A 14214-nucleotide genomic window follows, 5' to 3' on the forward strand; every position below is an offset into this window, starting at 1 on the left:
GTTCCAAAGGATACAAGGAGCTGTTGTTTTGAAAAAAGCCATGTTTCTCATACTGGCGGCCGTTGTGGTCGTCATCAGCTACCTGCCACTGTTCCTGGACGGCTATGCATACAATGAAGAGCAGGCGATACGGCGCGTTCACCCTGCGTATACCGGGGATAAGCTGTACGAGAAGTCAGAGGATCATCATATGCTGATCGTCTGGCAAGATGGGAATGTAAAGACGGTCAACGTCCTGGAGAGTAAATGGGGACTGCTGCATAAAATTACGAACGGAGTCGCGCTGGAACCCAAGTCCGAAGATGAACCTTTTGTACGAACCTGGTCTGCCAGTCATCGTGGTGACGGCATCTATGACACCCTGGTGGCGGTGGAGACGTCGGAATCCGAAAGCAAGAAAATCATCGTCACCAATGAGCCTTGGGACGATAAACCGATCGAAGATCTGGAACAGGTGAAGGCTTTAGCAGGGATTTACATGGAAATCGACGTGGAGCAAGGCTACGCCATCCATTATGAACAGCTGCCAGCCGACCAGACCGGCGGCTTCATATTTCGGAGCATCGATGCCGAAGGGAATATTCTTTCCGTTCAACCGTAGCGGATGGGCGCTAAGCATAAACGCTGATATAATAGGATGTATGTGATGTATGCAGCATTTACTCCAGATATAGAATAGGACGGTTCTCGGATGATCTCTTTTTTATTAACGTTAAAACGTCTCCTCAGCGGTTTGTTTCGAGCGTTCAAGCAGCGGTATTTCATGGCGCTGTTTGTGCTGATCGTCATCATGCTGTTATCGGGCACGATGTTTTATACCAGGCAAGAAGGCTTGTCGGTGCTGGATGCCCTTTATTTCTGCGTGGTGACCTTGAGCACGGTAGGGCATCCGGAATTCGTGCCGCAGACGCCGCTCGGAAAAACCTTCACCATGGTTTACATCGTGGTCGGGACAGGCTTGTTCCTCGGAATGGTCGGACAGTTGGCGTATGCTTTAATCCGTACGAATCAAAGGGAAGAGAAGAAGACAACAAATTCATAATGGAAACGAAGAAACAGCCCTGGCGCCGGGGCTGTTTCTTTTTCGGATGCGGAAATGCTTGGTTAATCGATCCAGAGCAGGTCTATTCAACCGTCACCGCAAAATAAAAGCGGGCTTCTCCTTGATCCAGAGGCCATGTGCAGTGAATTTCGTACAGGTACGAGCCGGCTTTCGCTGGCACGGTATATCCATCGTTACCTGAATCCGTCAGGTTGAGGATGGTGAAGCCATGTATTCCTTCGGGCGGCGTCGATTGAATGTCGGCACCGCCTTGGACCACAACCGGCGTCATATCCTCGAGCCTGGGACGGGCCGCATCCGTCGTTGCGCAGTTAACCCCGTTGCACCAGGAATAACCGCCACGTTGCAGATTGATCTCGGTGCCGTCAATGCTGACCTTGGGCAGCGGAGGTTCGGCGGCCTTCACCCACAGGGTCTGAACGGCATTGCGGGCATTTTCCTTCGAGATCGGCGTTACGTTCTCGGACCTGGATCCGATGTAGTACCCGGTACCGAACACCATGATTAGAAGAAAGATGTATAACACCGGCCGCATTTTTTTCATGTCCAGCTGTCCCCCCCTTTATATCCTTTGTCTCATAACTTGCTAGAAAATATGTTATAATTTTGAAATCAGCCACTTCCATTATAAACCAATCACGGATAACAGGCGTTATATATTATGAGATTCTTTGAAGAGGATGAAACCTATGACAATAAAATGGTTAGCGTGGGCCAAGGAGATGCAGGCCATCAGCCAGGCCGGACTGGAGTATACGAGGGACGTTTACGACAAGGAACGGTTTGAGCAGCTGAGGGAGCTCAGCATCCAGATCATGCAGGAGTATACCGAAGCAGGCGAAGAGAAGATCCGTACGCTGTTTGCGAGTGAAACCGGATACCAGACGCCGAAGGTGGATGTCCGCGGCGTTATTTTTCAAGACGGAAAGCTGCTGCTGGTGAAGGAAAAGGCCGACGGGGCCTGGGCGCTGCCGGGAGGATGGGCGGACATCGGCTTATCCCCTGCGGAGGTCGTGGTGAAGGAAGTGAAGGAAGAGGCCGGTTACGACGTGCGTGCAGGGAGGCTGCTGGCCGTATTGGACAAGAAATTTCATAACCATCCGCCCTCGGCCTTCCACGTGTACAAAATGTTCATTCAGTGCGACATTACGGGCGGAGCCGCAGGCGTGGGGACCGAAACGTCCGCGGTCGGTTTTTTCCCTCAGGACGAACTGCCGCCGTTGTCCGAAGAACGGAATACCAAGGAACAGCTGAAGAGAATTTTCGAATTCGAGAACGACCCGCATTTGCCGACTTGGCTGGATTAAACCATATAACAAAGGAGCGTAGACAATGTGATAGGCTTTAAACCTTATAAAGACGTACCGGATGAATCAGAAACCAGGCGTAAATTCCATGGACGGATCAATATTTTCTTTTTCAGCGCATTTTTAATCTTTTGCGTCATTATCGTTCGCCTTGCCATATTACAGTTCGTAGAGGGACCGGAGCTGGCAAGCCAGGAAACCGGGGGGGAGCAGAAGCATTTCCCGCTGCAGCCGATCCGGGGGTCCATCATCGACGCGTCCGGCACCAAGCTTGCATACTCTACGGCTTCAAATTCTTTATATATCACGCTCATGAAGGATTACAGCAAAAAGACGGACAAAGGAAAAGAAAACCGGCCGGAAGCGGAGGAGATGGCGAAGCGGCTTGTCCAGGCGTTTAACAAATATGGGGATCCGAACCTGGAACCGATCACCGTCAAAAAAGTGATGGACGACCTGGATTTGGAATATAACAAGCAGCATGGTTATGAGCCCAGACGCATCAAATCCGATTTGACAAAGGAAGAGATCGCTTATTTCATGGAGAACCGCGCCAAGTTTCCCGGCATCCAGATCGTGGAGGAGAATGTAAGGCATTATGATCCGGATACAGTGGCCGTTCAGACGATCGGATTTCTAAAGAAGTTCAGAGGCTCCAAAGATCTTAAGGATTATGAGGCTATTGATCAGAGCAACAAGGATCAGAAGAATCCCGGCTTGATCTACACCGAAGAAGAGTGGATTGGCTATGACGGTTTGGAGCGGATGTTTCAGGAAGAACTCCGCGGCAAGAGCGGGTATCTCAGCATTCCGATCAATCCGCAGAATATGGTGGACGGCGTACCGACGATGGTCGCTCCTGAAAAAGGCCATGATATTCACACCACGATTCATAAAGACATTCAGCTTGCCACGGAGCAGGCCATCATGGATCAGCTTCAATATCTTCATACTCATCCGGTATCGGGTAAGTTACATAAGGATGCCTTAACTGGATATGCGGTCGCCATGGAGGTGGATACCGGTCATGTGGTTGCGATGGCGAGCATGCCGGATTACGACTCGAATGTGCGGGTAAATGGTGGCAAAATTACGCAGGATGTCGTGGACGCGTCGGGAAACGGCACGATTACGATCTATGGATCAGGTCGCTCGGGAAACGGCTTTGAATCCATGATTTTTCTCGGTTCCGTCATTAAACCGCTGACGGTGCTGATCGGGCTTAATGAGGGGTTATTTGGCATTAATGACACTTATCCTGATCAAGGGTACGCCACCATAGGTCGGGAAGGAAGCGAAACGAGAATTTCCAACTCGAGCGGTCATCGAAACGGACCCATCAAGCCGCAGTTAGCGATTCAGCAATCCTCGAATGCTTTTATGATTGATATGATCGGCAAAAGGCTAGTCAGCAAGTACGGCGGGGAGAAGGGCGTTACGGTCTGGGATGAATATATGGAGAAGTTTGGTCTTGGCGTCGTAACGGGGAGCGGCTTGCCCAACGAGCATAAAGGACTGAAAAATTATACCGATACCAAAGCAGCGGGAAGTAATCTGGCGGCGTTAGCCTACGCTTCCTTCGGTCAGCAGGGGAAATACACCCCTCTACAGCTTGCTCAATACACCGTCATGCTGGCGAATGAAGGCAAGCGCATCAAGCCGCAGCTGGTCAGCAAAATCACGGACCAGGATGGCAATGTGGTCAAGGAATTCGGGCGCGAGATCCTGAATGAGGTCGAATTCCCCAAAACGTACTGGCAGACCATTAAGCGGGGGATGAATACGCAGGGTCTCGCAGCCTTTGATGATTTTAAATATGACTTCGCCCGCAAAACGGGAACCTCCGAGCAGGAAGCTAAAGTGAATGGGAAGTGGCAGAAGATTGATAACGGCGTCTTCATCGCCTTTGCTCCGCGCGACAACCCGAAGCTGGCGGTGGCCGTCGTTGTGCCGGAAGGCGGCTTCGGCTCGCAAAGCGCCGCGCCGATTGCGAGGAAGATATTCGACGCTTACGACGAAATCTACGGACTTGACGGAACGCCGCATCCGAAGAAAACCGAAGATCAAGCTAAGGATAACGGAGAAGACGAGACAGGGGACAATGAATAAACAGCGTAGACGCGGAATCGTGAAGATTAGCGATGGGAGACGGGGAGACTAAACCAATGATATGGGATGAAAGTATATCGGGTGCAGTCGGTTCATGTTCATCATTATTAATCAATACCATTCGCTTGTGGAAACGCATATAACGAAAAGGCAGGCTGTAGAGGCGAACTTGATCCTCTCCATCCTGCCTTTTTTGTATCTTATTTAATCAATAAGGATTGCTCCTGATCTTCAGCACTTCTGCGAGAAAGGTCAAGGTTAGGCCTTGGCCCCAGCCCTGGATTCGCTTATCGGGCACGCCTCTGTAACCTGCGGCGTCCTTCATGACGGCCGTACCTGCAGATACGCCGGTTACGGTACCATCCTCGGTGATTTTGGCCAAGATGCCGTCAATCGATTTCTGCGTGTACTTATTATAGATGCGTCCTTTGGACAACAGGGCGGCGGCGATGCCGGCCGAGCCGGATGTTTCCAGCGGGGATTGCGGATCGGTCGTAATCGTATGCCACAGGCCGGATTCATGCTGCAGCCGGACCAGGGCGCTGAGCTGGTCGCGCAGCGAGCCTTCGATGATCATGAAGGACGGATGCGTGACCGGCACAAGCTCCAGGGCACGAGCCATCGTGATGGCAGCCCAGGCATTGCCCCGGCACCAGAAGACGCCTGACATATGGTTGCCGGCGATGTTGTCCCAGCCGTGGTAATACAGATTCGTGACGGGATCCTGCAGGCAATCCTCATGGCCGTGATACTGCTTCAAACCATCCTCGAAGTAATCCTCCCGGTCCAGCATCACGCCGATCCGAAGCAGGAAGTAGCCTGCCATGAACATCGTATCGACCCACGCCTGCTCCGGAAAGTTATACGTTTCGGAGTTCACCGTATGCTGAAAGATGCCGTTGCCGAAACGCAGTGCATCATGCGTGAGATACTCGGCCATTTCCTTCGCCGTTTCGATATACCGCTGATCCTCATAAACCTCGTACAACGTCAGGAGGGAGTGGCCGATGGAGACGCCGTTGACGGACAGCTTCGGCAGCCCCTCCTCCATATTTTCGTCGACCCAGGCTTTCAGCTGTTCCAGATATTCCTTCTTGCCGGTGGCCTTGTAGGCTTCGCATACCCCGTAAAAGGCGACACCGCCCGGCCAATCCCAGCTGAAATCCATGCGAAAGGTCCGGTCAACGACCCGGTCTATGGCAAACTCAATCTGTTGATCATCAAATACAAGTGCAGGCATGATGAGAAACTCCCTTCATATTCAATTGAATCTATGTGTATGGATTACCCTTTCAATCCCGTCGTGCTGATCCCTTCCACGATGTATTTCTGGAAGATAAAGAAGACGATGACGACCGGCAGCAGCGATAAGGTAGCCATGGCAAACATGCCGCCCCAGTTATTAAGCGATTCCCCGTCCAGGAATAGCTTCAAGGCAAGTGACACCGGATATTTCTCCGGGTTGTTCAAATAAATGAGCGGATTGATGAAATCGTCCCATCTCCAGTAGAAGGAGAAAATCGAACACGTAATGAGAGCAGGCACGATCAGCGGCACAACGACCCGGAAGAAAATCCCGTACTTGCTGCATCCGTCAATCTTGGCGGCTTCATCCAGTTCCTTCGGAATCGTGCGGATAAACTGCATGATCAGAAAGATGAAGAACGGAATGCCGAAGAATTGGGGAACGATTAACGGCTTGAAGGAAGACAGCCAGCCGAATTTGGCGAACATGACATATTGCGGGACAATCACGACGTCATGGGGCAGCATCATCGTAATCATCATGCAGGCGAACCAGAACTGCTGGCCGAAGAACTTGGTCCGGGCCAATCCGAAGGCGACAAGCGCCGAAGAGGCGACGGCACCGATGGTGGAGATGATGACAATGATGAACGAGTTCTTGAAGAAGGTGCCGAAGGTGGTCCCGGCGAATCCCTTCCAGCCCGTAGCATAATTCGAGAACTCCAGCCGGCTCGGAATCAGGCTGTAAGCCGTCGTGAATATTTCATGATTGGGCTTAAGCGAGCTGGCGACCAGCCACAGAATCGGATAGGTCATGCCGAGGGCGAACAATCCGACCAGGGTATGGTAGAGAACACGTCTGGATGTGGTCATAACCGTCAATCTCCTTTCGACTCGTAATGAACCCAGCGGGTGGATGATCTGAAGATGAGCAAGGTCAGGACACCGACGATAATGAGCATGATCCAGGCAAGCGCCGACGCGTAACCCATTTCAAAATGCGAGAACGCCTTGCGGTATAAATAGAGCGAATAGAGCAGCGTTTGATCGAGCGGGCCGCCTTCGCCGCGCGAAATAATGTAGGCGGGGGTGAAGGTCAGGAACGCCGAAATCGTCTGAAGCGTCAGATTGAACAGAATGATCGGACTGAGCATAGGCAGCGTAATCTTGAAAAAGCGATGGACCGCATTGGCACCGTCCACGCTGGCGGCTTCGTAGTAATCCTTCGGAATATTTTTCAAGCCGGCCAGAAAAATGATCATCGAGGAGCCGAACTGCCAGATGGACAATGCGATGAGCGTCCACAGCGCCGTGCTCGGATTCCCGATCCAAGAGGTGGTGGAGTGAATCCCGAAGAGGGACAGGGCAGAGTTCACGAGTCCCTTATCGCCGAAGATCTGCTGCCACATGATGGCCACGGCCACGCTTCCGCCGATGAGAGAAGGCAGATAGAAGGCAGAGCGGTACAACCCTACGGCTTTGGTTGCGGTATTCAGAATCATGGCAACGAAGAGGGCGAATATGAGGCGCAGGGGAACGCTGGCGAATACATAGGTGAACGTGACCTGAAAGGACTTGCCGATCTTGTCGTCCTCCAGAAACAACCGCTCATAATTCCCGAGGCCCAGCCATCTTGGCGCTTCCATCAGATTGTAATTGGTGAACGAATAATACAGGGACGACAGGATTGGATATAAGGTAAAGATGAGAAAACCAAGAACGAACGGCGCTGAAAATACGTAACCGGTGATGTGCTCGTTCTCGCGGAGCCTCTTCATAGACTTCAACCCCTACGATTCAGATTTGGTTGCGCCCCGTGCAGGGGTCACTGATGTAAAAAGGCATCTCTTGCACGGGAAAGACGTGCGGGAGATGCCTTGTCTAGCCGTATCCTGGTTATTGCTGAGATCTGGCCAAGATGGCATTCGCTTCCTTGCGGAACTCGGCCGCGGCATCTTCGATCGAGATTTTCTTGAACAGGATGCGTTCGCTGAGATCTCGCAGCAGCTTCTCGATCTCTACCGCACCGATCGGGTTAGGCGGATCGCCTGGCGTGCTGTTGGCCTCAGCCCAAGTGACATAGTCGAATATTTTGGCTTCGTTCTCGGAGAGGAGCGGCTTCAGCGCTTCCTTTACCTTGGCGGATACGGGAACGCCGCGTTCGCCCTTGATCAGCTTGTTGGCCTCGATGTCGTTGATGAAGAAGCTGATGAATTTGGCGGCTTCTTCCTTGTGCTTCGAGGTTTCGGTGACCGAGAAATACATCGAAGGTTTCAGGAAGAGACCGTCCTTCGTTCCGGGACCCGGCATCGGATTCAACTCCAACGAACGGTCGGTTACCAGATTGGCCACGGCAAGGAACTGGTTGGACCAGCCGGTGCCCGAGATGGAATTGCCAAGGACGATTTCATCCTCCTCCGCTACGCCTTTCTTCTGGGCTTCCTTGTCGAGAGACAGGATATATCCGTTGTCGTACCATTTCTGGTAGCGGGTGAAGTAATCGATAAAGGGCTGGTCGTCGCTGTACCCGATCGTTTTGCCGTCAGCGCTGTACATTTTCTGGCCGATGGTTCTTAAATAGTACGGGAAGAAGACGTCATGCCGGTAAGCAAAACCTCCGATTTGCAGGCCTTTTTCTTTGGCTTGGGCCCCCATTTTGTCCATGTCGTCCCAGGTCCATTCCTTGGACGGAATATCGATGCCGTTCTTCTTCATCGTCTCGACGTCAAACGTGGTTTGGAGTGCGTTCACGCCGAGGTTCATGGCAACCAGCTTGCCGTTGACCTCACCGCCGCTCAGCGCATTCTCGCTGACGTCGGCGACATCCAGCTCGCCGCTCTCGGTGAACGGCTTCAAATCCGCCAGCTGATTCCGGCCTGCATATTGATTCAGGTAGGAGATGTCCATTTGGATAATGTCCGGAAGTCCGCCGGCCACCGCTTGGGGAGCAAGCTTCTTCCAATAGTCATCGAATGGGGCATATTCCGGTTCAATGGTGACATGCGGATTCTGGGACTCATACATTTCGATGACCTTCAAGGTATAATCATGCCGGGACTGACCGCCCCACCACGCAATGCGGAGCTTGACCGGTTCCTTGCTATCGCTTGCAGCAGCCGGCGGCGTTTCCGTTCCGGTTCCGCCGTTTGCCGGCGGTTCGGCAGCGCCTCCGCCCGAACAGCCGATCAAGCTTCCGAGCAGGGAAAACATCAGGACCGCGTTTAACACTTTTTTCATTCCATTTCCTCCCCTTTGTTGATGGACCACGAATCATCGTTTCAAATGTTAGTGCTTACATTCCCAATTATCTAGTTTTCGAGGAGAAAGAGTAAGGAAAAAAACCGTGCAGTTTGTTTAAAAAGCAGAGATGTACGTACAAGTTAATCGCTCTTTTTCATATATTCGGAGGGCGTGCAGCCGATCTGTTTCTTGAACACTTGGCTGAAATATTGAGGATTGTCGCCAAAACCGAGCCGCTCCGCCATTTCAAAAATTTTGATATCGGGATCGCTCAGCATCATTTCGGTTGCGCGTTTCATCCGAAGCTTCATCACGTAATTGGAGAACTTCTCGCCGGTCTCCTTTTTGAACAGCTTGCCAAGATAGTCGGCGTTCATATACAGCATGTCGTTTGCGACCAGGTTGAGGGTAAGCTCCGAGTTGCCCAGCTGGTTCTCGATGATCTCCACCACCTTGCGCACGATGGCGTTGTATTGGACCTTGTTCCGTTCAAAGTTTCGCAGCGTGATTTCCCGAACCGTTTCTTCCAGTACGCCTTGAATCGCTTGGAGCGTGCTCATCTCGGCGATTTCCGGGATTCGCGCGTAACGTTCCTGCATCTGGTCCGGATCGGTCAGCCGGATGAGGGATACGTATTGCTGAATGATATAGGATTTGGTCATCTCGATGCTCAGCTGCGCACGCTTCAGTTCCTGAACGAACTCGGTCAGGGCATGCTCCGCTTCGTTTCGATGGCCGGATCGGACGGGCATGCACAGCCGCTCCTCATCAAGGACGAAGCTTCCTTCCATACCGCTGCCGTGCAGCGTATCCTCGGTTGTGATCATTCCGCTTTCGTCCAAGTAGAATCGGTAGTTCAGGCACTGCAGCGTATCCCGGTACAGCCTCCGCGCCTGGGTAACAGGCCCGGGATCGCTGATCGCGATCGTGACGTCCATTTTGTAATACTGCTTAAAAATGCAGCGGATATCCTGGAGCTGCTGATGAAGCAGCTGCTGATCGTTACGGTCCTCGATCAGCACCAGGACCTGCTGCCCGATGGTCGTGCTCAGCAGCGTCGTGTCCAGCAGATCCTCGGCGATGTTCTTCACGGCGAATTGATGCTCGAATTCGACGGAGCCTTCCAGCTGGAACAGCAGAAGACGCACAGGCTGATCGAAATCGTATTCGAACAGGCTCCGGTACTCGTCCAGATCATGGCGCCCATAGGTCTTGTTGGTGACGAACTCCTTGAGCACCTGTTCTTTGACATGGGGCAGCACCTTCCGGAGCCGGTCCTTCATCTCCTGGACAAACGTTTCCTTGTTCCGGTCCTGGATCAGCTCGTCGATGACCTCTTTCAGCGCTCCACCGATCTTGTCCTCGTCGGTCGGCTTCAGCAGGTAATGCTTCACGCCGTATTGCATGGCGCGGTTAGCATACTCGAATTCGCCGAAGCCGGACAGCAGCACGAATTTGATATGAGGATGGGAGGCGTGGGTCTTGGCAACGAGCTCCAGACCGTCGAGTCCGGGCATGCGAATGTCGCACACGACGATATCCGGGCTCTCCCTGACGATTTTTTCATACGCTTGAATTCCGTTCTGGGCGGTACCCGCCAGCTCGGTTCGGTATGCCGACCAGTCCACCATCTGAGATATGCCGTCCAGAATAATCCGTTCATCGTCCACAAGAAGTACTTTGTACATTCGAATCCCTCCGTTATTTGGGTAAAGACAGAATCACGCGGGTTCCAAGACCCGGTCCGCTGTCGATGGATAAACCGTAATGGTCGCCAAAAGCCAGCTTGATCCGTTCTTCGATGTTTAACAGTCCGATTCCGTTGCCGCCGGTGGCCAAATCGCCGTTTCGCAGCCGCGTCAGGGTATCCGGCGCCATGCCGGGACCGTCATCCTCGACGATGACGCAGAATGCGGAAGGCGTCTCCTTGCAGGACAACGTAATTCGACAAGGGTCAACGGATGGCTCCAGTGCGTAATGAATTGCATTTTCGAGCAGGGGCTGAAGGGACAGCTTGGGTATTTTGCGGTGCAGATCCTGCTCTTGTACATCCAGCGTAAATTGTAAGCGGTCTTCGAACCGGAATTTTTGTATGATGACGTAGTTTCGGACGATCTCCAATTCTTCCCCCAATGTCAGAATGGGCTCTTTCAAACTGACGGAGTTTCGGAGAAGGAAGGCTAATGCCTGCACCATGTCGGAGATTTGGGACTGCTTGTTCATCTTCGCCAGCCAGTTCACGGATTCCAGCGTGTTATACAGAAAGTGAGGATTGATTTGCGCTTGCAGCGCTTTAAACTCGGTCTCTTTGATCAACAGCCGGTTTGAATAGTTCTCGGTAATGAGGGCGTTGATTCGCTCGATCATGAGACGGAATGTGCGATGCAGCAGTCCCAGCTCGTTCATGGCGACGGGGGCTGCGTCCTGAGGCAGCACGTTGGCTTCCGCGAAGTTTCCTTTTTCCGCGAGTTTCATCCGGGCAATGAGACTTTCGATAGGACGTGTCAGTCCCCGGCTGAACCTGATGCCGAGCAGAATCGCAACCGCGAAAATAACGGTAAATACGATGATGACAAGCTCTTTAATGAATATGATTTGCTTGAAGGTTTGGTTAAAGGGCGTGACATTCATATATGTCCAGCCCGTGTTGCCCGATCGGTTATGCGCAATGAAGTAGGTGTGGCCATCGATTTCCCGGGTAAGGTACCCGTTTCCGGTTGACAGGGAGGATTGAATGACCGCCGGATCGAAGTGCGGCGTTGCGGGATAGATCACATCCGCACCCGAGGTCACGATCAGGTCGCCTTCCCCGCCGGCGGATTTCCGAACGATTTTGTCCATATTGATGCGAATGATGATGGTGCCCAAGTAGTTAAGATCGAATAATGTGCCGGAATAGGATCTTATTTCCCGGGAAAGTAGAAGGGCCGAATCACTTTCGTCCGGGTATATCCAGCGTTCTTCTCCATCCGCGTCCCCGGCAAGCTGAAGAATCCGTTCCTTCTTGGCAGGATCAATCGGGACGACGCTGCCGACGTCCTGTTGATGGTCATATGAATCGATCAGGTGAATGGAGTAGAGCATGGGCTCGGAACCGACATAATTCAGGAGGCGGTCTACCAAATGCTGCCGGAGGATGAGCCTGTCATAATCGGATTCGCTCCCGGCGATGGAACGCAATATATTCTGGATCTGGGTATCCGTAATGATATTAAAGGATAACTGTTCGACCCGCTCGAGCTCTGACTCAATCGCGGAGGAAGACAGGTGAAGGACCTGGGATGATTTGAGGTACAGCTGCTCGTCGTAGATGGAGAAGGCATACTGCTGGACGATGACGGCGAACGCAAATGCCATGGCAACGATTAGGCTGATAAGAAGGGAAAGCTTGTTTTTGATTTTCATATTTTTATAGATCGTCATCCATTTTTGCACGGCAACGTCTCCTTGCACGGGTCCTAAAATGTTGTGTACACATTATGTACCGGCTTGTAAACGCTGTCAATACATGCGAGGTTATTCCAATACCCGGGATAATCGGTGCGGCTCTTCTTTATTTAGTCGGTTATTTGAACACGGAGGACGGTTATTTGAATGTATGTTCGGCGGTTACCGTTCCATAATGGACTTAGATGAATTTCGACCGGGAGAGGTGAAGGTCGTTGCAAACCATGTATAAATTCGATTTCGGTACGGAAACGCCAGGCCATGAACATATCAAAATAACCGCTGAGACCTTATATAGCCCTGAGCTTGGCTACGGATTCCATTCCCTATCCAGCGTCTCCGCCGTGAATCGGGCGGGGGAAGAGGCATTAACGGGTGATTTTATCATACCGCTGAATGCTGCGTATCAGGTCGATGTGGCGGATGGCCTGTACACTTTGCATTTGTTGATGGGCGATGCCTGGTTTGATACGGAAACTTCCATTCGGGGGACGGAAGGACAGATGCTGCTGGAAGGGAAACTCATCCCGGCAGGCCACTTTGAACGTTACAGTATGACGGTGCCAGCGGTTCAAGGGAAAATCGTATTGTACTTTTCTGGGCGGGCTCCCCGAATTAACGCACTGGAAGTGCTGCCTGCACCGCATGCGTGCCAGGTGTTCCTGGCTGGGGATTCGACGGTAACAAACCAGCCTGTGGACGGCTATCCCTATGCCGGGTGGGGGCAAATGCTGCCCGCATTCATAAAAGCGGATGCGGCCGTGAGCAATTATGCACGTTCCGGCCGAAGCTCCAAGAGCTTTATTGCGGAGGGAATCCTGGAGCAAATCCGGGAGAAGATGAAACCCCATGATTATATGCTGATTCAGTTTGGCCATAACGATCAGAAGCGCGACGAGGGGAGGTATACGGAACCTAACTCGACATACAGGGAGTTTTTAAGACGGTACTTGGACGTTTGCCGGGAGAAACAGGCAACTCCGATCCTGGTTACCCCTGTTCACCGCCGTTGCTTTGATGGTAAGGGAAGGCTGGAGGACACGCATGGCGATTATATTACGGCCGTTCGGGAGCTGGCCGCGGAGGAGAAGGTGCCCTTGGTCGATTTGGCGGCGCTGAGTCTGGAGTATTTTAACCGGCTGGGTCCGGAAGGGACCAAATCCGTGTTTATGTGGGGGAGGCCGGGGGAATTTCTTCGGTTCCCGCAGGGGGTAATGGACAATACCCATTTTCAACAGCGCGGAGCGGCCCAATTGGCCGATATGGTGGTTGGGGCTTTGAAGAGTCTTGGACTCCAGCCGTTGTCCCTGTTTCTGCGGTAACATGCCGGGTCCCGAACCTGAAAAAGAGGAACTTTGGCACCCGCAGCGAATCTATTCAAAACACCCTAAATCATACGAGCGAGGAGCGAAACGCATGTCAAAAGGTGAAAAACAATGGATTATCCCCGACGGGTATATCCCTCCCGAAAGCAGCGGAGAACTAACCAGTCATGAATCCGTCTGTGTGTTGAACTTAACCGAGCAGGACGTAGTGGTTACGATTCATGCTTACTTCGAGGATCGTGATCCATTGCTAGGAATGGAAACCATCGTGCCAGCAAGAAGAACCAAGCACATACGGACCAGCTCGCTTCAAACGGACGAAGGGAAAGGCATTCCTTCGGGTATTCCCTATGCCATGGAAGTTGCAAGCAGTGCACCTGTGTTCGTTCAATACAGCCGACTCGATTCCACTCAGGCGGAGAATGCTTTAATGAGCGTGATGGCGTACCCGGTAAGCAGATCTTAAAGGATGGTGATT

General features: G+C 52.2%; 13 protein-coding genes. 6 read left to right on the forward strand and 7 right to left on the reverse strand.

The annotated features are described in order from the left end of the window. The first annotated feature begins 28 nt into the window (after nt 1–28). The gene (locus JNUCC32_RS04195; RefSeq protein ID WP_192571206.1) at nt 29–601 is read left to right on the forward strand and encodes a hypothetical protein; all 573 of its coding nucleotides are present in this window, start codon (nt 29–31) and stop codon (nt 599–601) included. Between the two features lie 90 nt (nt 602–691). Beyond that, nucleotides 692–1042 (forward strand): potassium channel family protein, encoded by a 351-nt coding sequence (locus JNUCC32_RS04200; protein ID WP_015736455.1) that lies wholly within the window; start codon nt 692–694, stop codon nt 1040–1042. A gap of 82 nt (nt 1043–1124) precedes the next feature. On the opposite strand, the gene JNUCC32_RS04205 is transcribed toward JNUCC32_RS04200, so the two are convergent. Continuing rightward, on the reverse strand, nt 1125–1607 hold the full coding sequence (locus tag JNUCC32_RS04205; RefSeq protein WP_192571207.1) for a hypothetical protein: 483 nt from the start codon (nt 1605–1607) through the stop codon (nt 1125–1127). Nucleotides 1608–1752: 145 nt separating this feature from the next. Here JNUCC32_RS04205 and JNUCC32_RS04210 point away from each other — a divergent pair, with 145 nt between their 5' ends. Continuing rightward, complete coding sequence (locus JNUCC32_RS04210) at nt 1753–2370, forward strand: NUDIX hydrolase (RefSeq protein WP_015736453.1); 618 nt, start codon at nt 1753–1755, stop codon at nt 2368–2370. A gap of 27 nt (nt 2371–2397) precedes the next feature. Beyond that, on the forward strand, nt 2398–4479 hold the full coding sequence (locus JNUCC32_RS04215) for a peptidoglycan D,D-transpeptidase FtsI family protein (RefSeq protein WP_192571208.1): 2082 nt from the start codon (nt 2398–2400) through the stop codon (nt 4477–4479). Nucleotides 4480–4687: 208 nt separating this feature from the next. Here JNUCC32_RS04215 and JNUCC32_RS04220 read toward each other — a convergent pair whose 3' ends face one another. The 6 genes from JNUCC32_RS04220 to JNUCC32_RS04245 form a co-directional block, all read right to left on the reverse strand. After that, entirely contained in the window at nt 4688–5719 is a 1032-nt protein-coding gene (locus JNUCC32_RS04220) for a glycoside hydrolase family 88/105 protein (protein ID WP_192571209.1), read from the reverse strand. Nucleotides 5720–5763: 44 nt separating this feature from the next. Then, nucleotides 5764–6597, reverse strand: coding sequence for a carbohydrate ABC transporter permease (locus tag JNUCC32_RS04225; protein WP_096776785.1), 834 nt, complete (start codon nt 6595–6597; stop codon nt 5764–5766). A gap of 5 nt (nt 6598–6602) precedes the next feature. Then, on the reverse strand, nt 6603–7502 hold the full coding sequence (locus JNUCC32_RS04230) for a carbohydrate ABC transporter permease (RefSeq protein ID WP_009589786.1): 900 nt from the start codon (nt 7500–7502) through the stop codon (nt 6603–6605). Nucleotides 7503–7620: 118 nt separating this feature from the next. Next, complete coding sequence (locus tag JNUCC32_RS04235; protein ID WP_192571210.1) at nt 7621–8961, reverse strand: ABC transporter substrate-binding protein; 1341 nt, start codon at nt 8959–8961, stop codon at nt 7621–7623. Nucleotides 8962–9104: 143 nt separating this feature from the next. Beyond that, complete coding sequence (locus JNUCC32_RS04240) at nt 9105–10652, reverse strand: response regulator (RefSeq protein WP_192571211.1); 1548 nt, start codon at nt 10650–10652, stop codon at nt 9105–9107. 13 nt (nt 10653–10665) lie between these two features. Beyond that, nucleotides 10666–12399, reverse strand: coding sequence for a cache domain-containing sensor histidine kinase (locus tag JNUCC32_RS04245; protein ID WP_192571212.1), 1734 nt, complete (start codon nt 12397–12399; stop codon nt 10666–10668). A 227-nt stretch (nt 12400–12626) separates the two neighbouring features. Between JNUCC32_RS04245 and JNUCC32_RS04250 the strand changes: the two genes are divergently transcribed. Together JNUCC32_RS04250 and JNUCC32_RS04255 are read left to right on the forward strand one after the other, a co-directional pair. Beyond that, on the forward strand, nt 12627–13733 hold the full coding sequence (locus tag JNUCC32_RS04250; RefSeq protein ID WP_228468878.1) for a rhamnogalacturonan acetylesterase: 1107 nt from the start codon (nt 12627–12629) through the stop codon (nt 13731–13733). Between the two features lie 94 nt (nt 13734–13827). After that, on the forward strand, nt 13828–14202 hold the full coding sequence (locus JNUCC32_RS04255; RefSeq protein WP_096776779.1) for a sensory rhodopsin transducer: 375 nt from the start codon (nt 13828–13830) through the stop codon (nt 14200–14202). The last annotated feature ends 12 nt before the right edge of the window (nt 14203–14214 follow it).

The sequence above is a fragment of the Paenibacillus sp. JNUCC32 genome (genome assembly GCF_014863545.1).
GTDB classification, from domain to species: Bacteria; Bacillota; Bacilli; order Paenibacillales; family Paenibacillaceae; genus Paenibacillus_AQ; species Paenibacillus_AQ lautus_A.